Annotated in this window: 20 protein-coding genes; 3 read left to right on the top strand and 17 right to left on the bottom strand. The window is 40.3% G+C overall.

All coding sequences use genetic code 11. The features are described 5' to 3' along the window. Positions 1-90 precede the first annotated feature (90 nt). From radC to ACQKL0_RS06180, 15 genes are all read right to left on the bottom strand, one after another. On the bottom strand, positions 91-765 hold the full coding sequence (gene radC / locus ACQKL0_RS06110) for a RadC family protein (protein ID WP_427686800.1): 675 nt from the start codon (positions 763-765) through the stop codon (positions 91-93). 58 nt (positions 766-823) lie between these two features. Further along, a complete protein-coding gene (locus tag ACQKL0_RS06115) occupies positions 824-1,393 on the bottom strand; it encodes a Maf family protein (RefSeq protein WP_427686656.1) in 570 nt (189 codons plus the stop codon). A gap of 204 nt (positions 1,394-1,597) precedes the next feature. Then, positions 1,598-2,581: a hypothetical protein gene (locus tag ACQKL0_RS06120; protein WP_427686658.1), complete on the bottom strand. Its 984-nt coding sequence runs from the start codon at positions 2,579-2,581 to the stop codon at positions 1,598-1,600. Between the two features lie 108 nt (positions 2,582-2,689). After that, the gene (locus ACQKL0_RS06125; protein WP_427686660.1) at positions 2,690-3,145 is read right to left on the bottom strand and encodes a type II secretion system protein; all 456 of its coding nucleotides are present in this window, start codon (positions 3,143-3,145) and stop codon (positions 2,690-2,692) included. 4 nt (positions 3,146-3,149) lie between these two features. Continuing rightward, complete coding sequence (locus tag ACQKL0_RS06130) at positions 3,150-3,992, bottom strand: hypothetical protein (RefSeq protein WP_427686662.1); 843 nt, start codon at positions 3,990-3,992, stop codon at positions 3,150-3,152. Beyond that, positions 3,989-4,624, bottom strand: coding sequence for a hypothetical protein (locus tag ACQKL0_RS06135; RefSeq protein WP_427686663.1), 636 nt, complete (start codon positions 4,622-4,624; stop codon positions 3,989-3,991). The genes ACQKL0_RS06130 and ACQKL0_RS06135 overlap by 4 nt, the downstream gene beginning before the upstream one ends. Positions 4,625-4,626: 2 nt before the next feature. Continuing rightward, the gene (gene pilM, locus ACQKL0_RS06140) at positions 4,627-5,622 is read right to left on the bottom strand and encodes a type IV pilus biogenesis protein PilM (protein WP_427686665.1); all 996 of its coding nucleotides are present in this window, start codon (positions 5,620-5,622) and stop codon (positions 4,627-4,629) included. 24 nt (positions 5,623-5,646) lie between these two features. Continuing rightward, entirely contained in the window at positions 5,647-6,396 is a 750-nt protein-coding gene (locus tag ACQKL0_RS06145; RefSeq protein ID WP_427686667.1) for a prepilin peptidase, read from the bottom strand. Positions 6,397-6,398: 2 nt separating this feature from the next. Continuing rightward, the gene (locus ACQKL0_RS06150; RefSeq protein WP_427686669.1) at positions 6,399-6,854 is read right to left on the bottom strand and encodes a prepilin-type N-terminal cleavage/methylation domain-containing protein; all 456 of its coding nucleotides are present in this window, start codon (positions 6,852-6,854) and stop codon (positions 6,399-6,401) included. Between the two features lie 113 nt (positions 6,855-6,967). Continuing rightward, complete coding sequence (locus ACQKL0_RS06155) at positions 6,968-8,179, bottom strand: type II secretion system F family protein (protein WP_427686671.1); 1,212 nt, start codon at positions 8,177-8,179, stop codon at positions 6,968-6,970. Continuing rightward, positions 8,180-9,220, bottom strand: a complete 1,041-nt coding sequence (locus ACQKL0_RS06160; protein ID WP_402958171.1) for a type IV pilus twitching motility protein PilT — start codon at positions 9,218-9,220, stop codon at positions 8,180-8,182. A 10-nt stretch (positions 9,221-9,230) separates the two neighbouring features. Continuing rightward, the gene (locus tag ACQKL0_RS06165) at positions 9,231-10,889 is read right to left on the bottom strand and encodes a GspE/PulE family protein (RefSeq protein WP_427686673.1); all 1,659 of its coding nucleotides are present in this window, start codon (positions 10,887-10,889) and stop codon (positions 9,231-9,233) included. Positions 10,890-10,907: 18 nt separating this feature from the next. Continuing rightward, a complete protein-coding gene (locus ACQKL0_RS06170) occupies positions 10,908-12,344 on the bottom strand; it encodes a VanW family protein (protein WP_427686675.1) in 1,437 nt (478 codons plus the stop codon). Between the two features lie 17 nt (positions 12,345-12,361). After that, complete coding sequence (locus tag ACQKL0_RS06175; protein ID WP_427686677.1) at positions 12,362-13,099, bottom strand: PRC-barrel domain-containing protein; 738 nt, start codon at positions 13,097-13,099, stop codon at positions 12,362-12,364. A 33-nt stretch (positions 13,100-13,132) separates the two neighbouring features. Continuing rightward, positions 13,133-14,833 carry a hypothetical protein gene (locus ACQKL0_RS06180; RefSeq protein WP_427686679.1) on the bottom strand — a complete coding sequence of 567 codons (1,701 nt, stop codon included), beginning with the start codon at positions 14,831-14,833 and terminating at the stop codon, positions 13,133-13,135. Positions 14,834-14,956: 123 nt separating this feature from the next. Between ACQKL0_RS06180 and ACQKL0_RS06185 the strand changes: the two genes are divergently transcribed. From ACQKL0_RS06185 to ACQKL0_RS06195, 3 genes are read left to right on the top strand one after another with little or no spacing between them, the layout of a single operon-like run. Further along, positions 14,957-15,448: a type II secretion system protein gene (locus ACQKL0_RS06185; RefSeq protein ID WP_402986467.1), complete on the top strand. Its 492-nt coding sequence runs from the start codon at positions 14,957-14,959 to the stop codon at positions 15,446-15,448. Further along, positions 15,403-16,056, top strand: a complete 654-nt coding sequence (locus ACQKL0_RS06190; protein ID WP_427686681.1) for a PilW family protein — start codon at positions 15,403-15,405, stop codon at positions 16,054-16,056. The genes ACQKL0_RS06185 and ACQKL0_RS06190 overlap by 46 nt, the downstream gene beginning before the upstream one ends. A gap of 12 nt (positions 16,057-16,068) precedes the next feature. Then, on the top strand, positions 16,069-17,712 hold the full coding sequence (locus ACQKL0_RS06195) for a hypothetical protein (RefSeq protein ID WP_427686682.1): 1,644 nt from the start codon (positions 16,069-16,071) through the stop codon (positions 17,710-17,712). 29 nt (positions 17,713-17,741) lie between these two features. Here the strand turns inward: ACQKL0_RS06195 and ACQKL0_RS06200 are convergent, their stop codons facing one another. Next, positions 17,742-18,656 (bottom strand): ankyrin repeat domain-containing protein, encoded by a 915-nt coding sequence (locus tag ACQKL0_RS06200; RefSeq protein WP_427686684.1) that lies wholly within the window; start codon positions 18,654-18,656, stop codon positions 17,742-17,744. A 60-nt stretch (positions 18,657-18,716) separates the two neighbouring features. Next, positions 18,717-22,205: a DUF5057 domain-containing protein gene (locus ACQKL0_RS06205; RefSeq protein WP_427686685.1), complete on the bottom strand. Its 3,489-nt coding sequence runs from the start codon at positions 22,203-22,205 to the stop codon at positions 18,717-18,719. Between the last annotated feature and the right edge of the window lie 201 nt (positions 22,206-22,406).

Below are 22,406 nucleotides of genomic sequence, written 5' to 3' on the forward strand. Positions count from 1 at the left end.
TCGTTTTTTGACAATAGGTTTTTGAAAAAAGTTCCCTCTTTTAAAAATCATAAACAACATTATATCGTATCGTCAAAAATTTGGATAGTGTCATAAATAACCTTTTTCCTTTAAACTCACATATTTATGCTCCCCGATGATGATATGGTCCAGTACTTCTATCCCCATTATTTTACCACATTCTACTAACCTTTTTGTCACTTCAATATCTTCTCTGCTAGGAGAAGGATCTCCGGAGGGGTGGTTATGAAGACAAATGATAGAGGCTGCCGACCTACGGAAGGCTTCTTTGAATACTTCGCGTGGGTGCACAATCGAAGCGTTGAGGCTGCCTATGAAGACAGTTCGTTTATGAAGGACTTGGTTTTTCGTATTTAAGTAAAGGCAAACAAAATGTTCCTGCGACAAAAAACGCATTTCTTCCATGCAATAATTGGCCCCGTCTTCCGGGGAACGGATCACATAGCGGTCTTGATCATTTAATTTATGGATTCGTCGGCCAAGTTCTACCGATGCCAGGATTTGGATTGCTTTCGCTTCCCCGATTCCCTTGATTGCAGTCAATTCCTCTACGGACGCTTCTTTCAAAAGCCGGAATCCCTCAAAAGCCTTGATAAGCCTATTGGAGAGCTGAAGCACAGATTCCTCCTTAGATCCCGTCCTTAACAAAAGCGCAAGTAACTCTTGATTCGAGAGGCTCTGGGGACCATCCTGCAAGAACCTTTCACGCGGCCTCTCTTCTTTCGGATAATCCCTAATTAACATCTTTTCACTCAAAGCATCCACCCTTTCTTAATAAAAGGGAGGAAATCAGTCCGAAATCTTACGTCCACTCAGATTCCATCATCTTTAATTCTCTTGCTAGCCTTGAAATGGGAAGTCCAACTACCGAGAAATAGTCCCCATTGATTTGTTTGACAAGAAGCGAACCCAACCCTTGGATCCCATAGCTCCCAGCTTTATCAAATGGTTCACCACTGTCCAGATAACGTTCGATTTCAGGTTCTGATAGCTCCCAAAAAGTCACTTCCGTTTTTTCTGCGAATACGCTGCTGTGCTCACCATATAGGATGGCCACACCTGTATAAACTTCGTGTGTTCTACCCGATAACATTTCAAGCATTCTTTTTCCATCAGCACGATTGGCCGGCTTTCCGAGGATTTGCCCGTCAAGTACCACGACGGTATCGGAACCGATTACCCAACTGTCCGGATATCTTGTTGCAATGGCTTCCGCTTTCCTTACAGCTAATTCTTGCACTGCGTCCTCTGCCTGCATGTTTTCGTCAATACTTTCATCGACATTGGAATTCATACTTTCGAAGGGGATTTGTAGGAATTGTAGAAGTTCTTTACGGCGTGGTGATGAAGAAGCTAAAATTAATGAATGCATAATAAAAATTCACCTTTCTTTACTAGGAGAGATACCTTTTCATCCTATCAAATTATGAAGAATTCCACAATTATTGTTTACCAGGAATCGACAAAGATTCAGTCTTATTTCCTGGAAAATAAAAAAAGGTTCCTAATTCAAACAATTTCCTCCTAAAGGGGAACTTTTTCTTTAGAAAACAGCTTCCCCTTCACATACCTGTTCTTAACTCCCCATACTTTGAAAATCCTTTAGAAACTTCAATAGTTTTCCCTGTGCCTCTAATAGCTGTTCATCCTTTTTGGACGTCTCATACTCACTGATCAGCTTGGCTGCGGCCGCTAAATGGGTGTTCATTTGTGAAAGCTCAGATGAAAGTTTCTCATCCTTTAGCTTATCCATATCTTTTTTCAACGTTTCAGCATCCCATTTCGTTTCCTTCCCACGAAGCTCTCCTGATGAAATCTCTGATAGGGATGAATAAATCCCCTTCATGACATCCAGCGTTTTCTCTTCTTCTGCACTTATTCCCGACGCTTTTAAATCAATTTCCTTCCAAAATACTTCCACATCATAGGTCTTTAAAAATAAAGCTAGCTCTTTACTTGAAATCAAGCTTTCAGCTGAACCTAGGAATAAATAATAGCTGTCCTCCATTTTGAATATTTCAGCAGGAACCTGTTTTTCCACGATTTTCTCCTGGATTTGTTTCGCGGCATCCTCGCTACTGAATATCCCACCTTGAACCAGGAACGTTTTCAGTTCCATCCCCTGCCCTTTTTCACCCCCGCTATCATTCTTTACAACTGGGGATGCCGTCGTCGTGATCGCTGTTTCGACCGGAGAATCCGTTGCCTTTTCCTTCGTTATGGTATTTACGGCGATAAGGCCCAGTACCGATCCAAATAAAATCGCACAAAAAACAGCAATCACAAAAGTCTTTACAGACCTGTTACCAAGACGTTTGCCCGTATGTGTATTAAAACCGATAAGCTTCGGCATTTTCTTCTTAGGTGGTGTAGGAACCAATACAACCTTGTTTTCTACGGAATCATCCGGCAAAATCCACTCGAAACTATCATCCGGTTGTTCCTTACTTGCAGCCTCTGGAATTTCCTCTGTAGACTCCCGCTTATTTTCACCCACAAATATTTTTTCTTCTCCATTTATTTTAATCTTTACCCCTTTACGTTTTTCGGACTTGTCCACTTTTCTTCCTCCTCTCTGCTTCATTTTTTTCATCCTAACATAGGGGCAAAAAAAAATAACAAGACTTTTGTCGTCTTGTCATTAATAGGTTTCGTCATTTTTCTCTTTTCATTTATCTGTCACTAATTCAGGTGATACATCTTCAAAAGGGATAGCTTTCCCATCTCCTTCATCACCGCAAAGTTTACGTTTATCACCGTATAGACATATTCCTACGACCTTATTATCCAAGGCAGTCACATAGGATTCATTAATTGAAGGGTCCCAGTACTCTTTCGTATCAGGGTCTACCACCTTATCGAGAAACCCAGCTTCGACAAGCTCCTGATAGCTGATTTCTGTCACACGATCTCCACGCATGACTTTATCCTTTAAATAAAAATTCGAAGCATCCCTAAAAGCATAATCATTTGAAACGAACGCATTGGTCCGCGAATTCTGTATCACATTGAAAAAAATGGGGACGGCCACTGCAGCCAGTATCCCTAAGATGACAATCACCGCCAAGACTTCCATCAATGTCATGCCCTTCTCATTATCCACATTCCTATATTTTCGCACCATCTTCCTAATTTCCAGTATCCATATCAGCATCATCTCTTTCATTTGTGCTGAATGGATTTTTCTTTTCACTAGGTTTTGGTGTTGCGACAATCGGGGTCTGGTCCTGCAAATCCGTTAATGAAGGATAGTAATAGGCAGACACAGTCAGTCCATACTCTAAAGGTTCTTGAATTTGGTCACGGGACCTGACTTCCTTAGCTCCCTCGAAGGTTAAGCTGTCTATCGTAAAAATTCGATTTGTTGCTTGAATGGATTGAATAAATTCCAACATTTCATCATAAGAAGACGATTTTACATTCATCGTCGCTGATAGCTTTTTCAAACTATTCGGCAGTGTTCCTGGTGCCTCAGTTACAATTTGATCCTGAGCTTCGGTCGTTGTTTCTTTTGAATCCGTTGCTTCCCCTTCAACTTCAGGATCTTGGTCATTAGTATCTGTACTTTCGGATGCCTCATCTGTCGCTGCAGGTTCTTCCGCTCCTGTTGCCTCAGTTGGTTCAGGCTCAACCGGAGTTTCTCCATCGGCAAATGCCATATCGACAATAAAGCTATTGGACACGACTTCTGCTTTTTCCAGGTTCAATACAAACTGATCAGTTAAGGGTTGCACAGGCAGTCTTTTTTGCAATTCTGTCGTCGATTCAAAATCAACACCCGTCCCTGTACCAACTTTCATTTGGACCATCTCTAAAATCTGTTCTTCATTTTTTAATTCGGATGTCTTAGAGGCCAGTTCTTTTTTTACCGGATTTAATAGATAAAAGTATAGTAGAATAAAGACCAAGGCAAAGACAAAAAGGGTGCCAGCTAATAAGAATAGTTCCTTTTTATTGAAAAACCTCATCATTCAGAAGCACCACCCTTTTCCCCGGCTTGTTCCTCATCGTCTTTTATAGCTTCTTTTACGGCAGATTTGTCGAGATTAATAGTATACACAGCCAGATAACGCGGCAGAAAGGCCTCTGTTTCTTCCTCAACGTTTTCTATCTCCCTTTCCATTTCCTCAGTGGTCACTGATACCAATTCAGCGGTACCTATCAGTTTAGACTTAGTCAATTCGCTCAAATAATAAGCAGCTTGCCTTGAGGTATCAAACTGGACGGTTAATTGAATGGAACCATCTTCATTATAGGAAAAAGCATCGAAGAAACCTCGTTCTGGAAGCAGGAATGTTAACTGGTTTAACACAAACACCGTATCGATTGGAAACGTATCAGCCCAGTCAATGACACTATGTAATTCAGTAACGGAATTTCCGGAATTCTGTGTATTGAGCATATTTTGTTCTACCGTAGCTGTCGCTTCCCTCACTTGCAATATCTGCTTATCCATGCTTCTAATCCGGTCTGTTTGCAAAGAATATTGCCAATAAAACAAAGCACCCACTGCTAATGCTATCAAGAATAAGAGAATCAGATAAATGAAGAAATGTGGATTTCTTTTTTCTTTCTTAGGGAGTAAATTAATGTCAACTAGCATGATTATTTCACCCCTTTGATGGCCAATCCAACGGCAGAGTGGTATCGCTGCAATAAAGGAGCATCATCCATTACCATTTCCATGTTTTCATTTATGATAGTGATAGGAAGATCCATATGGTCTGAGAGTTTTTCGGAAATCTCCTCAAGATACGGATGATCTCCGGTGACTAAGATGGTAGAAACAGAGTCCCGACCACTATTTAAATTATATTTATAAAAGGTCAGCAATCGATCAATCTCTACATACGTATCCTCAAGCGTTTGAAAATAGATATCTCTGTTACCTTGATAAGCTAACGTTTCGATTCCACTTGACGAGTGTTCGACTTCCCATTCGGAAACCTCATCCGGGAGCAAAATATGACGCATGAATACAGGCTTATCTTCAACGAAAATGGTCGCTGTCACCGAAACCACATCTAATTCTAACAACATGAGCTGTTCGCTGGAATCCAGTTCTCTCGAAACATCCCATAATCGATAGATTGCAAGTGAAGAGATATCGGCAGCCACGGGCTCCAGTTTGGTGCTTTCAAGCAAATCACTATATTGCGAGACTTGCTCTTCCGAAGCTGCAAACAAGAGAATTTCCTTACTTTCCGAATTATCCTCCAGGGATACCGTATCGAAAATCGGATCCTCAAAAGGTAAATGAATGCTTGTGCCCAGCTCCAAATATAAAAATCCTTCGATCTCATCTTCTTTTATTTCTTCTGGAATCATCATTTTTCGAATCACGACAAACGGGTCTGGCACTAAAAAGCGCACTTGTCTTTTCAAAATACCCCACTCTTCAACACATTGCTCTACAATCATCTGCAACGTTTCATAATCGATAATTTTGCCTTCTTTAATGATTCCAGGAGGCAGATAACGTTCACCATAAGCATGCACGATAGGTGGATCCACTTGCTTTAGCTCTACATACCGGATTACATAATCTTTGAAGATCAAATTCACTATTCGATTTTTTCCGCTAAGAAAAGAGAAAGCCATAGATAGATACCCCTTACTTTAAAGTCATCTTAAAAAGTGCAAATACCACTGTAAAATAAAATCGCCCCAAAAATAGGCAGTTAAAGTGCCGAAAACAATATACGGTCCAAACGGGATGGCCGTTTTCTTCTTAATCATTCCTGTCAGAATTCCGATGATACCAAGGAAAGCCCCATAGAAGGTCGCAAAAAGAAATGCTAATAGCACGAGCTTCAATCCCAGTGCAAGGCCCAGTACGCCAAACAATTTGATATCGCCGCCACCCATTCCGCCCTTACTTACCACGGCAATCAAAAGCAGGAGACCAAAACCGACGGCCGCGCCTAGAATGGAATCCCACCATGGAGATAGTGGATAAAATACTCGCAAAAATAAAAAAACCACTGCAAAAAAAAGCAGGATCTTATCAGGTATAAGCATATAAGCCATATCGGAAACGAAGATGATCATCAATAAAGAAATCAATGCCCAGGCTATCCACAATTCACTTGTCCATCCCAAGAATAAAGGAGCGACGGCGAACAAAATGCCTGTCAGCAATTCAACAACCGGATAAAGCGGGGAAATCCAGGCTTCACAGCCACGGCATTTCCCGCCTTGTATCACATAAGAAACAACCGGTATTAACTCAAACGGCGACAAGGTTCGTCCACAAGAAGGACAAGCCGAACGCCGATTCGTAAATGACTTGTTTGCCGGTACACTTAAACCGACTACGTTATAGAATGAACCTAGAGTTAGACCTAGAAGGAAGAGTAAGAGATAGATAGTCATTTTTATAAGTTAATATCATCACGATCTAAAGTACTTGGATCTTTATCATCAATATACTTTTTCGCCTTTTCACCTGTTCCATCATCAATTAACGTTACTTTATAAGTGAATTTATTTTTATCGGCCGTTCCCGTCCCTTTAGTAATGGTTACTTTACTAGACGACTTGTTATATCCTTCACCACTTGGATTTTCTACGTTCTCTAAATAACCATCATCTTCTAATTTTGCTAAAGTGAAATCACCTTCCCTAGCTTCACCAGCAGCAACCTCCATTCTAGCCGCACTAACCATCTGCTGTGCATTGGCAATATGTGCGTCTTTCTTCGAGTTATTGATCAAGCTACCGATACTTGGAATGGCGATGGCTGCGATAATCCCCAAGATGACGACAACGGCCAATAGCTCAATCAGGGTAAGACCACGTTCATTTTTAAGATGCTTTTTAATAAAATTCATATAAATCCTCCTCTTCTTATTTTCCATTTCGTTACTTTACTGTTACTTTTCTATTAGATTACTATATATTTCTAGAAAAATACAGCGTTAAGGGGTAATTATTCTTACATTTTTTACATATTGTCCACTTGGTTAAAGATTTCAAACATTGGCACCATGATCGAGATGACGATTGTGCCGACAATTCCCGCAAGGAGGACGATCATAAGCGGCTCTATAAGCGACTTTAAGCGGTCTGTGCTTGCTTCTACCTCCTTCTCGTAAAAGTCTGCGACTTTCCCAAGCATCGCATCCAGAGCCCCTGTTTTTTCGCCAATCGATATCATCTGGGTGATTAATGGTGGGAAAGCCCAATGTTTTTTCATCGGGTCTGTGATTGACTGGCCCCGCTCCAGGGAATCATGTGATTCCCTGATGACTCGGCCAACCACTTCATTTTCAACTACCTGTTCGACGATTTTCATCGCCTGTAAAATCGGTACGGAGCTACTGAACAGGGAACTGAGGGTCCGCGTCATTCTTGCCAATACTGCTTTTTGCATCATCTTTCCGAATAAAGGCATTCTTAGCATTGCATAGTCAAAATAGTATTTCGTCTTCGGATTTTTCTTAAAAGATACAATCCCAATGGCGATCAAGAGTGCAAACAGAATGACCAAGTACCAGGCTTTTTGCATGAACCCGCTCGCCCCTAAAACAAAGCGGGTTATGGCCGGTAATTCGCCACCAAAATCGCTGAACATATCAGCAAATGTTGGCACAACGGACGTTAATAAAAAGATGACCACGAAAAATGCTACAAAGGCGACCACAACTGGATAGGCCATGGCTGATGTGATTTTCTGCCTCGTTGCCTGTTGCTTTTCAAAATGATCGGCCAGCCGGTCCAAGGTACTATCCAGATTACCACCAGCTTCCCCAGCCTTGACCATATTGATATACATCGTCGAAAAGATTTTTTTATGCTTGGCACTTGCTTCAGAGAGTGCCTTCCCCTCCTGCAAATCCTGTTCGATGCTTTCAAGCGCTTTGCTTAAAGGCTTGCTCTCCGTCTGTTGAGATAAAATGCTCGTTGCATCGACGACCGTGACCCCTGATTGCAGCAGTGTGGAGAATTGACGGATAAAGATAACAAAATGCTGCAGTTTTACCGGGTTTCCTATGGAAAGGTCCCTTGTTAAAAACGTTTCTGGTACCAAGGTCATTTCGATGACCCGAATGCCTTCCAGCTTTAACTTCTCCATTGCCTCACGCTTTGTATCGGCGGTGACTACCCCCGCCTTTTTCCCTGATTTATTCCGACCTGAATATTTGAACCTAGCCATTTACTCCACCTTGTCCTGTAAAAATGCATGGGCGCTTTCTTTGGATATGACGCCTTCTGCCAATAGTTCCTTAATGCTGCTTTCAAGGGTATGCATGCCTTGTGCCTTGGAAGTCTGCATAACATTGACGATTTGATGGATTTTTTCATTTCTGATCAAATTGGCCACAGCTGCATTATTGACTAGAATCTCGGTTGCAGCTTTCCTGCCTTTTTTATCGACGGTCGGAATCAAGCGTTGCGAGATGATGGAAACAAGGACGTTAGCAAGCTGGATTCGAACCTGAGGTTGCTGTGCCGGTTCAAAGACATCTATGATCCGGTCGATTGTCGTCGGGGCACTCGATGTATGTAATGTCCCAAACACCAAATGACCCGTTTCGGCTGCTGTAATCGCCGTCTGGATGGTCTCTAAATCTCGCATTTCCCCTACTAGAATCGTATCGGGATCCTGCCTTAGAGCGGCTCTCAGGCCATTTGCGAAATTATTCGTGTCGAAACCCACTTCACGTTGGTCAATGATGCAATTTTGATGCTTATGCAAATATTCGATGGGATCTTCCAAGGTTATGATATGCTTACGCATCGTCTGATTCATATATTGAATCATGGACGCGAGTGTTGTTGACTTTCCGCTTCCCGTTGGTCCCGTCAAAAGGACAAGGCCTTGGGGTTTTTCGACGATTTTCTTTAAAATGGACGGTAACTGCAGTTCATCTAAAGTAGGAATTCTTGTCGGCACGATTCGGACGGCCAACGCCACGCAGGACCTTTGCATATACGTGTTGATTCGAAATCTGGAAATCCCAGGAATGCCGTAAGAAAAATCCAGTTCACCATGTTCTTTAAATTGCTCCCACATCTCTTCGGGGATAATCGCTTTAGCCATCCCTTCCGTATCGGATGGAAGCAACAGTTCTTTTCCGTATTTCTTCAACTCACCATTCAAGCGCATAACTGGTGGCACACCCACCGTTATATGAATGTCAGATGCCTTTAGTTCAAAGCCAGCCATTAGTAAACTATCAATTTTAGCTCTCAAACTGACACCCCTATTCCAGAACTGCTACTCGAAGAATTTCCTCGGTAGTGGTCAGTCCTTGTTTGACTTTCAATAAGCCGTCATCCATTAAGAAAATCGTTTTATATTTCATGGCCACTTCGCGGAGCTTGTTAAGCGGCTCGCCATTCATAATCAGTTTTCTCATCTCATCATTGATGACCAATATTTCTTGAAGGGCAATCCTTCCTTTATACCCAGTCATATTACAAGACGTACACCCGCGCCCCCGGTTAATGCTTTCGATTTTCATGCCTCGTTTTGCAAAAATATCGATTTCCCGCTTACTCGGCTCCTGTTTTTCGACACAATCCCGGCACACTTTTCTTACTAATCGCTGTGCCATGATTCCGCTCAAGGAAGAAGCGACCAAAAAAGGTTCGACGCCCATATCTATCAATCTAGTGATCGTTCCTAGTGAATCATTCGTATGGATCGTGCTTAATACTAGATGTCCTGTCAAGGATGCACGGATGGCCACCTCTACCGTGTCCTTATCCCTGATTTCCCCCACCATGATGATGTTTGGATCTTGTCGTAGGATGGAACGTAGACCGGTTGCAAACGTCATGCCGACATTCGTATTGACTTGAATCTGGTTCACACCTTCAAGCTGAAACTCAACCGGATCTTCAATCGTAATGATATTGACTTCCTCGGTATTCAGCTGATTTAAGGCCGCATATAAGGTCGAAGATTTCCCTGATCCAGTCGGACCTGTAATCAGGACAATTCCATTTGGCTGGGCAATCATGGATTCAAATCGCTGTAGGTTCAATTTATTGAATCCAAGTTGTTTCAAATCATTCAACTTATTGCCTAAATCAAGAATCCGCAAGACGATTTTTTCCCCAAAGATTGTGGGAAGAGTCGACACCCGTAGATCGACAGGATGATGGCCGAGGTTCACTTTAATCCGGCCATCTTGTGGAACTCTATGTTCGGTAATGTCCAATTTCGCCATGATTTTGATTCTGGCAATTAAAACGTTTTGCATATTCTTGGGTAACACCTTTTCCAACCGTAATACACCATCCACGCGATACCTGACGACCAATTTCTTTTCCTGGGGATCAATATGAATATCACTTGCCTTATGCGTAACGGCATTCGAGAGCAACTGATTGACAAGTCGTACGACCGGTGAATCCTGATCGACTGTTTCCTCTTGATTATTTACATCGCGATTAAGGGTAACCATCAATTCTTCTAGTCCGTCTTCATCCGTGTAATGTTTAGCAATCGCACGCAAAATATCATCTTTTGTCGCTATGGCTGGTTCGATTTGAAAACCAGTTGAGAGCCGTAGATCATCGATGGCATAAAAGTCCATCGGGTCAGCCATGGCGACATATAGTTTTTCGCCTTCTTTTTTCAAAGGAATCATTAAGTTCCGCTTAGCCATATCCTCCGAAATCAAACTGAAGATATTCGAATCGAACGGGTACCGATATAAGCTCACATGGGGGATACCTAATTGAAATTCCAATACTTCAATCAACTGTTGCTCCGTGATATACCCTTTTTGCAGCAATACATCACCAAGCTTTTGTGACTTACTTTTTTCTTCCAAGGCAATTTGCAGCTGGTCCTCAGAGATCAAACCAGCTTCCACCAATAAGTCTCCAAGCCTTTTTCGGGTTTGAGCCATATTTATCCCTGCTTTACCTTATTTTTGGGGAACGTTGGGATCTTCCACATATTTGGGGTATCCACCCGCTTCCTGGATACTATCACCCTTAACTTGATCACCATCTTGTTTACCTTTTTCGATGTCCTTATTGTTTTCTTTCCTATCGCTATTCCCACTGGCATCTTCGGGCGATTCATTCTCTGTTTCCCCCTGATCCTGCTCAGTGTCTTCGTCAATCCCTTGATTGTCTTTTTCCGTGCTCTCATCCTCCGCATCAGAGGCATCTTCATTATTAGAATCAGAAGGAGGTGGAATGACTTTGAGTTCCAATCCATATACTTCAATTCGATGAATCGGTGCATAGAAATCTTCAGATACGGTTTCCGTCTCCAGAAGATCTCCCGCAGAGGACTCGATGCGACGAAGAACCTTGACTGTTATACCGTCTTTGCCATCCTTTTTCACCTGCATGGCAGCAGGGGCCAACTCATCACTATATTGTTTAATCGTTTTCGGCGTGTACCTTTTTTCATCGGTCGTCTTTACCTCATAGGAATTCAGGAAGGATTGCCCCTTTAATGTCGCCTTTAATTTCTTTCCTTCTACCTGAAGTTCAACCCGGTATGCATGATTATTCGTATTGGCAAAAACCAGATCATGGCCCATTTCAGAATCGATGTGTGCCTCAAATCCCAATTTGGCATAACCAGGAAGTTGATCACTGATATTCCGCTCAAGAATCGTAAAGTTAGTCGGCAGGACCACACCATAAATCGCTGTCGCCAACCGGCTCAATGTGTCTGAGTTATATTTCTTTCCTTCAAGCTCCGACATTTTCTGCAAAAGAGAAAATTGAGTTTCCCCTTTCACTTCCAACGGCTGTATCAAGGGAATCAATTCCTTAATGGCAGTTGCAGCGTCTCCTACATTCACCGTAGCCTCAGCAATTACCTCGTCCTCGCCCACATCTCCATCGATGTAGTTTTCCAGCTCAAGGGTTTTGGTCCCTTCCGTTAAGAACTCCGCACTTACCGCCAGGTCATTGGCAAGCCTATCTATGTCCAACGTAGTAGATGCAAGTGATAAGGACATGTCATATAAATCTTCTAGCAAAGAATCTTTGTCAACCGAGACGACTGCTTTATTTTTCTTGCCTGAAAGCAAAGAAACAATCGTCTTTTCCCTTTGAAAATTGAAAATCCCATTATCTACGGTCATTTGACCTTCCTTATAAGTGATGCCCAAGACCGTATTCTGCGTCCACTTTTCAGTTGCCTCGCTCAGTAGCGTACTTACTTCCCGCTTACTTTGACCCTCTATATCCAGGCTCCCAATCGTCGTGTTCTCACCAAATTGTGCTGAATCTTTGAAAATCTGATTGTAAGCCGACGCTCCAAAATGCGAAAAACTAAAAATATATGCGGTTGATAAAATAAAGACCAGAAAAATTTTCAGCATTTGTGGATTCTTCACATAAAGGCAACTCCTTTTTATGCTTCAACATTCATGGAAAGCCCGACCAATACACTCGGACCCGCCGATTGTGCGTTAATAATATCCTCTTTCGAAAGAACGCGACCTTCCGAGAAAAGGACTTTTCCGTCTAGGCCCGTAACATTATTCACCAATCGCTTTCCTTGAAGCAATTCAATTTGCTTATTCCTTAAATCAGCTTCCCCATTGGGGTTTTCTTCGCCAGCAGCTACTTCTGCCTCAGGGACTTGTTCACCCATCAACTGTTCCGCCTGCTCGAGGAAGCGGGATGAAGCATCTTCCGTCACGATCAAAATGTCCTTGCCAAACGTCAAAACAGTTTCAGATGGGAGAATTACTTCATGATCCCCGACTTTCACCTGCATCCCGATGACTTGACCGTTATCTTCATCCGTAAAATACTCGCGGACGCTTCCTAATAATTCACCTTTTCGGGTCATCACTTTGGCATCGGTAATCTTGATTTTTTTATTCACGAGCTGATTCGCAATCGGGATTTCATTTAAATCGATGACAGAGTTTTCGGTTTGGATCGTTAAAGCGTATTCCCCAATCCCTATTACTTTTTTGAAGGGAATGGCCCTTACACTAACCTGCCAATCTTCATGTTCGATTGTGATAAAGTCTAGTGAGCCTTTTTCAGGATTGATCACTAATGATTTCACCTTTCCAATTTCCATACCTTCTGAAATGCTGATAATGGGCAAGCCTAAAATTTCTGTACTTTTTTTCATATTTTCACCATACCTATCTTCTGATTTTTCATCTTAACAAAAACGGTTTTCCATGAATGCTAACTCTTCTAGAAGAATTGGGTGCGCGCTGAACTTTTCCTTTAACTGCACGATCAATTCACGAAGCTTTTCCGTCTTTTTCGCTGTGATATACGTTTGAATTAAAAATGATCCAAATATGTAATACTGTTGATCCGGTATTTCCGGATGCAAATGGCTCATAACCAGTTGCTCGAACTCGCTATCATTCAACTGATGCTGTGCGATTTGAATATGGGAAACCATCGTTTGAAACATCTGTTGTTGCAATTCGCTGACATGTTCTGTTGGACTCTCAAGAGTTGTTTCTTCAGGCTTAGCAATGACTGACGACGACTCTTGCTCTTCTTTTGCTTTATCTATTTCTAGGACAAGCGCTTCAGGAATCTCTAGAAGGCTTTCCGGTTCTAAAGAATCTTCTAACTGAATATCTGGTTCTTCCACATTCATTTCCTGACTATCTTCACTACCTGTTTCATCGGACGTATTTTCAAGAGTTCCAGGCTCTTCGGGATTTTCCCCTAAACCATTTGATTCTAAGTAACCATGGAAATCCAGTTTCTCTTCCGCAGTATTCACTTCGATAGTTTCTGTGTCATTTTCCGGCTCTATTACTTCCGTTACCCACTCGCGTTCTTCAGGTAATACAGCCAGTTCTTCCATCTCTTCTAGATGAATAGGGTCACTCTCTTCGTCAATCTCCAGCTCCACATACTCATCATCAAGTAGCTTTTCAATCTCGCTTAAATCGTTTTTCATCGGCATTTCTATTTCTGGGATACTTTCTGTTTCTTCAGTTACCGGCTCCATCAAGTCTTCTTCTAGTAATCTTTCAATATCACTTATTTCACCTTTTACCGGCATTTCAATTTCTGGGATACTTTGTGTTTCTTCGGTCACCGGCTCCATCAAGTCTTCTTCTAATAATTTTTCAATATCACTTATTTCCCTTTTTGCCGGTACTTCTATTTCTGGAATACTTTCTGTTTCTTCGGTCACCGGCTCCATCAAGTCTTCTTCTAGTAATCTTTCAATATCATTTATTTCACTTTTTACCGGGACTTCTATTTCTGGGATACTTTCTGTTTCTTCAGTCACCGGCTCCATGAAGTCTTCTTCTAGTAATTTTTCAATATCACTTATTTCACTTTTTACCGGGACTTCTATTTCTGAAATACTTTCAACTTCTTCTAAATCATCCGTTCTCGTATCCAAAAACTCTGCCTCAAAAACAACGATCTCATCATCAGCGAATTCTTGCTCTTCCTCCGTTTCCTGAACGCGTTCCTCAGATACCGCAACATGATGCTCGCTGCTCTCAAATCCCATTTTTTCTTTCTGTTCCGCCTCTGACTCTTCTATTTTGGATAACGAAGCACGATCTCTCGACGTTTCAATCAAAACGGCAGAATCGTTATACCGTTCATAGAAGTCCGACGCTTCTTCTTGATTCGAGAGCATTAATGGCTCGATTTTTTTACCGATAAGGAATAAAGCCAAAAATAACAGCAAAGTCAAAAGTAATAAAGCCTGCCAAAGAGGATAGTTATTTGCCACAACTAGACCCGCCAGTGAAACGGCAACAGCACCCCCGATTATGACCAGCTTTCCCTTGAAAGTAAGGGACAATGGTAAAACATAAACAATCGGAATCAATAAAACGAGGGATATTCCAGCAAATACGATTGTCTCCAATAAATCACTCCTATACTATTTTATTATATATTTTCCGTTTTTCGAAAATAGCTCCTTAATTTGGGTAATAAATCCTAAAAATATTGTATAATACTTATAGATATTTTGAAAGAAGGGAAAAGTATGGAAGAAAATATTTTTTCGAAAAATCAAAAGGGATTCACCCTCGTTGAAGTACTTGCTTCTATCGCTATATTAGGAATTATTACCATAACGGTAATGACCTTCTTTACACAATCCTATGATTATACAAAAAGGAACCAGAGTAAGACAGTCGGAATAAATGTTGCGAGAAATGTGATCAATTACTTTGACCAACTTGAGTTTAATGAACTTTATAAACAATATGGAATCGCCTCACTAGACTCAGAAGGCATCAAAATATCTCTACCAGACTGCAACACTCGCCCTTCCCTCTATACAACAAGCTGTTCCGAAATCTTGCAACCTACCATAAATAATTACAAATATGATACAGAAATTACCCTTAAAAAATATGAAAATGTAGCAGTGAAGGATACAGGCTATGATCTTAATAAGAATTTGATTAGAATCGAGGTGAAGGTGGTTTGGGAAGACAAAGAAACAGCTGTCACCGGCCTTTTGAAAAAGTAAAAAAATCTCTCTCGAACGAGAATGGCCTGAGCCTGATTGAGATATTACTTGCTGTAACCATTACAACCTTCATTACAGGCGTTATTTATTCACTATTCATCACCGGCCTTAGCCTCTATCAAAAAATCCAAATTGAAGGCCAGCTTAGAGAAGATGCGGATTATATCGCCACCATGATTATGAATGAACTGACAACCAACCAGCCTAAATATGTTACCCCTCTTAATGAAGATGGAAAAAACGGCGTTACGTTGAACGTACAAGAAGAGAAAACGGTAGATGGATTCATCATAGAAGATAGCAAGGGAACGGAACCAGTGGATATTTATTTTAAAGATAGCCAGTTCATCATTGATAATAAGGGCGTATTGAACACTCTTAATCTTTCCACTTCTTCTTTTATTGATATAAACGAAGGTACACAAACGGAAAAGAAAACGGGCATTAGACTCGATACGGATAGTTCTGACTGCACGAGGGACCCCTCAGGGACCTTATGTACGCATAGTACGATTCATGTCACGATGGTCATTGAAAATAATATTCATGCCAAAGGGTTCTTTGTTACGACTGAACCACTTGTATTAGAAAGCTCGTTTGGATTTTAAGGAGTGAAATTCATGAAATGGAATAACGAAGAAGGATATACCCTTTTATCCGTGTTGCTTTCTTTTTTGATTCTGACCACGCTTGGCATGGTACTTCTTGCTGCGAGCATTAATGGAGCAAAGAGAACGGAAATAAGGGAAACAGAAATCGTGGAGGATATCGATGATATAAGTGCCGTAAAAGAGGGGGTTTCGATTATTGAGGAACATGTGAATACAATGGAAACACCTCTCCTTTCTGGTAGTAAGTCTGAATACAATAATGATTTAGCAACATTCATAAACGAGGAAAACTTGAAAGGTATTTTCACAATAGAAGATTTAACGAAAAATTATCCAACGATTGATAACCAACATGATAACACGAGAGTATTTGAAGTAAGCAGCGGCAAATATCATCAAAAGGTCTACATTACGGCGATGCCAAGCTTTCTAAAGTATGCTCTTGGTGCCGGCAAAGATTTGACCATTAATGGTTCTCCCTATATTGATGGAAATATCTACGCAAAAGAGCAATTTAATATCAGTAATCAAGCTTTGTATATGTTTAAATCCTCCCTGCTTTCAAGGAAGACCGACTTGCCGGCCGTTGAAGATTATAGTGAACTACATGCGAATCGGCAAGGGATGAACATTTGTATATCGGCCCCCTCGTGCTATGGTGGAGCAGGACATGACAAAGAAGAGTTGAGATGGCAGCGATTGAATGTTCCCACATTGAAAGACGCTTTTCTTTCTGGAAACATCCTTTTCAATGATGTAGATGACACTTTCAATGAGATTGATATAAAAGAAACGTTTATTGATAAACTATCATCTAGTAGTATTGGTATTTCGGGTCTAGATATTGATATGTCGATTGAAGATTTGAATCAATCCATTAATCAAAAAGATTACCCTAAAAATGAAAAAGTCAGATTCGATGATTTAACGGAGTATGGTACAATATCGCCGATTATTCACTCCGGCGACGCCTATATAGACAGCTTCGATATCGAGCTTGGGGACAAGCAATGGCTAGTCATTTCCGGTAATGCAACGATTGAAAACTCCTTATTGGAATCTATGGATGTTAAAGGCAATATTTTAATTACAGGTGACTTGACGATTAAAGGGAAGGTAAGTTTTGATTCCGTCATCTATGTACTTGGTTCTACTACCCTAAATAATGCAGATATTCCTTGTTACAAAAACAAATGTGGAGATCAACCAGATGATTCGTCTTTGATCTTAATGACACAAGGTAAACTTAGCATTGCGCGGATAAATAAATTTCAAAATGAAACCAATACGATCAATGGTTATTTTTATACAGAAAGTAAGTCTTCCTGTGAATACCGCTTTGCTTCTGGATGTGATTCCAAAGAGGTTTCGAATATAGAAGACCCGACGTCTTCTGAGATTTTTGCAGTGGGATCCATTCTGAATATTAATGGTGGGGTCTTTTCTAAGAGTTATTTAACTGTCAATAGTTATCGTGGAGACGTAGAAGATGATAAGGGTGATGGCGATTTAAGCTTTCCTGCAGTAAAAGAAGACGCCGAGTCAAGGTTGACCATAAAAAACAACAAAAGGCTTTTTCTAAATAAGACGCATGCCCTTCCAAAGGTGGAAGGATTGGATGTCATACCCGATAAGTTGAATAAAGATAAATAATACAGGGAGCTCTTGGGCTCCCTGGTTTGTTATTTCAATAGTTTCATAACCCCTTTATGGTTCCATTCTTTAGCGTAATCATTTGCGGTCTTTCCATCATTGCTTTTTAATGCTTTATTAGCCTTGGCGTCGAGTAATAACTGGACTTGTTCTATCTCTCCGAACTCGCTGGCATACATAAGGGCTGTCTTACCCAGATTATTTTTGCTATTTACCGGAATCGCCCCCATACGAGTAAGCAGCTTCACTATATCCGTTCTACCACCAATCACCGCTAGAGTTAGTAGAGTATTCTTTCCCTGATCCCGTATCTTTGTTAGTTCTTTATCGCTTTCTATCAATACTTGACTAGCCTTTACATTCCCTTCCTGAACGGCAAGCATGAGCGGCGTTTCTCCTGTTTTATTTTTGGTTCCAGGGTTAGCCCCATACTTTATAAAAAGTCGTGCTAGTTCATCATCCCCTTTTAGGGACACGATATGGAGGGCCGTGTTTCCTTGTTCATCCTTCTCTTTTAGCTTCGCTTCCGCTTTTTTTAGCGCCATTTTAAACATCTCATTTTTGGCTTTCTGCTTTTCTTCGACTTGCATCTGCTGGTAATGATCTAAAGAATGAGCAAGCTGGATGAATAGAGGGTTATCCGCTTTCGTGCTCACATCTGCCCCTTGTTCTAAAAGTGTCCTAGCCAAAGAATAAAGTTGCATGTGTAAGGCGTATTCCAGTGGAGTGTATCCCTCTTCCGATTCTTTATTGATGAATGCCTTTGATTTATTATTCTTCAACACCTTTTCCGCATTCTCTTCTTCCCCTGCCTTTATGTAAGTAAGCAGCGATTCAAACTGTTCTTTCTTTTCCGCTTTGGCTGTGTTGTATTGATATACCCCACCAGCCACAATCAAGATACATAAAACTATTGAACTAATGATTAAGATTCTTTTTTTCATAGGATGTCCTTTCCTGTTTAGAAGATAAACGAAAGCCGGGTTGCCCCGGCCCTTAAAATATTAATATTTATCTTGCTTGTCATTTGAATCTTTTTCGGCCATTGGCGTAACAGTGACCTTCACGACAGCTTTGTATTCTTTACCTTTATCATCTTTTACTGTAACGATCATTTCAGTTTTTCCTACCCTCACTCCATGAACAGCTCCATTAGTTACCGTTATATAATCATTCTTTAGAGGAGAGAAATCAGTTGTATCGACGTTTGTTGCATCTGCTGGACTATGATGTACGACAATGGGTTGTGAAGTACCTTTTTGTAGCGTGATATCCGGTACGATGATTCCTTCAAGAGGTTGACCTACTTGGACCTTGACTATGGCCTTCACAACAGGGTTTGATTTAGATGTAATCTCTATATTCGTCGTCCCAGTACTGACGCCCTTGATTTTACCATTCTCCACCACTTCCACAATGTTGCTATCGGAAGATGTCCAAACTACTGTTTTATCCGTTGCGTTACTTGGTAAAATTTTAACAGTGAAATCTTTAAATTCATCGAACTTATTCATGGTAATGACGTTTGGGTACACTTCTATACCTGTTACGGGTACCTCTGTCACCGTAATCATGGAAGTGTGTTTGACTGTCTCACCATTAGAATCAATTCCCGTAACAGTCATAAGGGTTTCACCAGTCGTTAACCCTGTAATGGTGAATTCTTCTTTATTAACACGAGCTATGTCATTGTTACCCAATACAATCTCTAAGCTAGACTTGCCATCCTTTGGTGATATATTACTAACGGGTAATGGTAGTGTCTCGCCAACATGTAATGTTAGGTCAGTTAAAGTAAACGAATTGACCGGAATTCTTACTGTCACAGGAACTCTCTTTTCAAAAACATTCCCGAAATTGTCCGTAACTTTCACTTTTAAGAATGTATTTCCTTCTTTTATTACTTTAGCCGTTCCTGAAGCAGGATTTAAATCCAAAATATTTCCTCTGCTTTCTTCACTCCATGAAATACTCTTGACTCCTGCATCTGCGGGCAACTTTTTCAAGTCAATCGAAAAGTTTTTTTCTGTACCCTTACTGAGTACGTAAGAATCAGGAAAATCAATACCAGTTAAGGCGAAATCCGCATTGAACGTTAATGTATTAAACGTTAACTCCTTTTGGATATTAGTTAAATCCTTATATCTCAATATAGAATTAGCCAATATATACTGTTTTTTTGCAGTTGGCGTGACATGGACACTGAACGTCAAAGGACTAGCAACGAAGTCATTGCCCACTTTTTTGTAGACAATACTCAATGTCTTTTCTAGGGATATACCAGTTGATGCTGTCCCACTTTTCGTACCGTCACTAGTGACCTCCAAATCTGCCGGAAAACTTTCTCTCAATGCCATGGCTTCTAGAGTGACGGAATTGCCAGAAAGGGCTTGAGCTTCTATTCCAGTGATTTTTTTCGGTGTTACCGTATATTCGATTTCTACAGGTTGTCCGACTTCCACTAAGTTATTTGATTTCAAAATCCTGCTTACTTCAAGATTGGCATTTATTTTTTGTACGTTTACTTTCACTTCTTTTTCACTGACTGCGCCAGATTGGTCTGTTGCTTGGACCTTGATCGTCACAACTTTACTATCCTGTAAATTATGAGGTAGAGACATATTAATTGTCGATCCATTAATCACATCTTTTTCTTCCGATACTTCTTTCTCGTCCATAAACACTTTAGTGGATAGATTTTTATCTTTTAAATCATAATCTTGTAGTGTGTAAGATAATTCGATGTTCTGGTTTAAAGGGATGACCTGATTTTCTGTTGGAGTATGAATGGTAATTTCAGGTGCATGATTCGACCCTAGGAACGCTCTGTACATCGTGTTAACGAATAACTTTTGCTCATCATCAGGGAAGCTATCACTTCCCCCCTTATGACCTGTTCCAGAGTACGTAATGTTCCCTTTCGAGTAGGTATAATAATGATTCCAGCTATCATTTTCATCCCGACTGTTTCCAGTGATATTATACCAAGGAATTATTTCTGGATCCTCCAAGTCAAGCGTGTAATACTGATTATGGGTTAATGCCACTGATAATTCATTTTTCAAAGCATATGGATAGGTTGTCATTAAACCATCATTGATTCTTTTCGTCGTTCTCGAAGTATTGGGTGCACCATATCCAAGATTCGTCTGAGGACTGATTTGTCCTGTATCATTCATGAAATTTTTTACCCAATTGTTATTATTTTCAAAAATGGTATCGTGGGTAAACATGATGCTTTGTTTAGAAGCAATAAACCTTTTCAATGAAGCCACTGCATTTGTATTTATATTCGCCGATCTATTATAAGAATCGGCAAATCCAAAGATGACCATGTCATATTTTCCATTGATGACCTCATGCGAATAACTCGTTTCTTCTTTTTTTGACTTATTAAAAGTGTCCATGCTCGTTGCGTCAATTGAGATACTATATTCGTTACTATTTAAATAGGATTGATTCATATTATTCGGGTTGCTATTCCTTTTTAACGAACTTTTTTCATTGGTGTAGACTTGGAGCACTTTTACTTCCACTTTTTTGTCAACGAACTTAATCATCCCTTTTTCATAACTCTTTAAGTTATTACCGGAATCCACAAGCTCCATTTTCCAATAACGTACCCCTGAATAACCATTTGGTAGTTTAAAAGAAAGGTTTGTTGATTTCGAAGTAATGTTCTCTTCCAATACAATTTCGTCTGTCGTATATTTGTCGTCAAAATTGGAATCGATATATAGCTTGGCTTTTAGGCTCCTCGAGTTGATATCCGAAGGAACGACTACATTCATCGTGAATTCCATGTCCTCTTTTGGCTGATATGTCTTCTCCTTATCAGGGGCTTTAGTTAATGTAAAGCGTGGGGATTGCTTGTACTTATCTCCTTTAAGAAAATCATTAAAAGCCTTTTTCATATTATCTTTATCTGTTTGTGTACTTTCATTATTATTTTTTCCACTTCCATACCAGAATTCGTTCCAGCGATCCCAAAAGCTTCCGCTTGAATTGGTACTAGTACTATCATAGTTGATGACATTATTTTTACTTAATAGATTTTGATTGCTAAACTTCGCTTTTATTTTAGAACCAGTCGTTAGACTTTTGGTATGTAGGATGACAGGTTGTCCTTTATTAATGAAATCATTAATGATTTCATTTGCTTTTAAATTCGTTATGTCATTCATTACACCTTTTGTATTATGATTATCCCCACTTACAGGGTCAGAAGTATAATTCCCCTCCATAATCGCAATAACATCATATTTGCCATCCAGCTCTTCCCGCTGTGCGACAAACTTCTTCATCGTCATTAAGGTATACTCATAGTCATTACCCAGGATACTCTTTAATTGTGAAGATTCCCCCGTTGCAATTATCTCAAGGATTCTCAGTTTAGGACCAGACGTTTGAACAGCTGCTTCTAAAGGTTTAGGTAGAAATAAAAACGAAAATAGTAACACCAATGACAAGAAGAACCCCACTGATTTTTTCATAATTTACACATCACTCTCATTTATAATTTATCTCTCCTCTGCCTTATACGAAGCAGTTTTAGTTCCTGGTAATGTAAGTCTATATGTTTCTCTCTATCGATTGCTTATACCATTATTAGTTATATAGTCTTATTACTTAAGCATATTTTATCAAAAAATGCACAGGAATGGGCAATAAATCCATTAATTTTTAATATTGGT

Origin of the sequence: Peribacillus sp. NPDC097264, assembly GCF_050277925.1 — a bacterium.
GTDB lineage: Bacteria > Bacillota > Bacilli > Bacillales > DSM-1321 > Peribacillus.

Bases quoted from the DNA above. Each gene is read 5' to 3' on its own strand.
- radC (WP_427686800.1), bottom strand. From the start codon at position 765: ATGTTAATTAGGGATTATCCGAAAGAAGAGAGGCCGCGTGAAAGGTTC.
- ACQKL0_RS06115 (WP_427686656.1), bottom strand. From the start codon at position 1,393: ATGCATTCATTAATTTTAGCTTCTTCATCACCACGCCGTAAAGAACTT.
- ACQKL0_RS06125 (WP_427686660.1), bottom strand. From the start codon at position 3,145: ATGGTGCGAAAATATAGGAATGTGGATAATGAGAAGGGCATGACATTG.
- ACQKL0_RS06130 (WP_427686662.1), bottom strand. From the start codon at position 3,992: ATGATGAGGTTTTTCAATAAAAAGGAACTATTCTTATTAGCTGGCACC.
- ACQKL0_RS06135 (WP_427686663.1), bottom strand. From the start codon at position 4,624: ATGCTAGTTGACATTAATTTACTCCCTAAGAAAGAAAAAAGAAATCCA.
- pilM (WP_427686665.1), bottom strand. From the start codon at position 5,622: ATGGCTTTCTCTTTTCTTAGCGGAAAAAATCGAATAGTGAATTTGATC.
- ACQKL0_RS06145 (WP_427686667.1), bottom strand. From the start codon at position 6,396: ATGACTATCTATCTCTTACTCTTCCTTCTAGGTCTAACTCTAGGTTCA.
- ACQKL0_RS06150 (WP_427686669.1), bottom strand. From the start codon at position 6,854: ATGAATTTTATTAAAAAGCATCTTAAAAATGAACGTGGTCTTACCCTG.
- ACQKL0_RS06155 (WP_427686671.1), bottom strand. From the start codon at position 8,179: ATGGCTAGGTTCAAATATTCAGGTCGGAATAAATCAGGGAAAAAGGCG.
- ACQKL0_RS06165 (WP_427686673.1), bottom strand. From the start codon at position 10,889: ATGGCTCAAACCCGAAAAAGGCTTGGAGACTTATTGGTGGAAGCTGGT.
- ACQKL0_RS06175 (WP_427686677.1), bottom strand. From the start codon at position 13,099: ATGAAAAAAAGTACAGAAATTTTAGGCTTGCCCATTATCAGCATTTCA.
- ACQKL0_RS06185 (WP_402986467.1), top strand. From the start codon at position 14,957: ATGGAAGAAAATATTTTTTCGAAAAATCAAAAGGGATTCACCCTCGTT.
- ACQKL0_RS06195 (WP_427686682.1), top strand. From the start codon at position 16,069: ATGAAATGGAATAACGAAGAAGGATATACCCTTTTATCCGTGTTGCTT.
- ACQKL0_RS06200 (WP_427686684.1), bottom strand. From the start codon at position 18,656: ATGAAAAAAAGAATCTTAATCATTAGTTCAATAGTTTTATGTATCTTG.
- ACQKL0_RS06205 (WP_427686685.1), bottom strand. From the start codon at position 22,205: ATGAAAAAATCAGTGGGGTTCTTCTTGTCATTGGTGTTACTATTTTCG.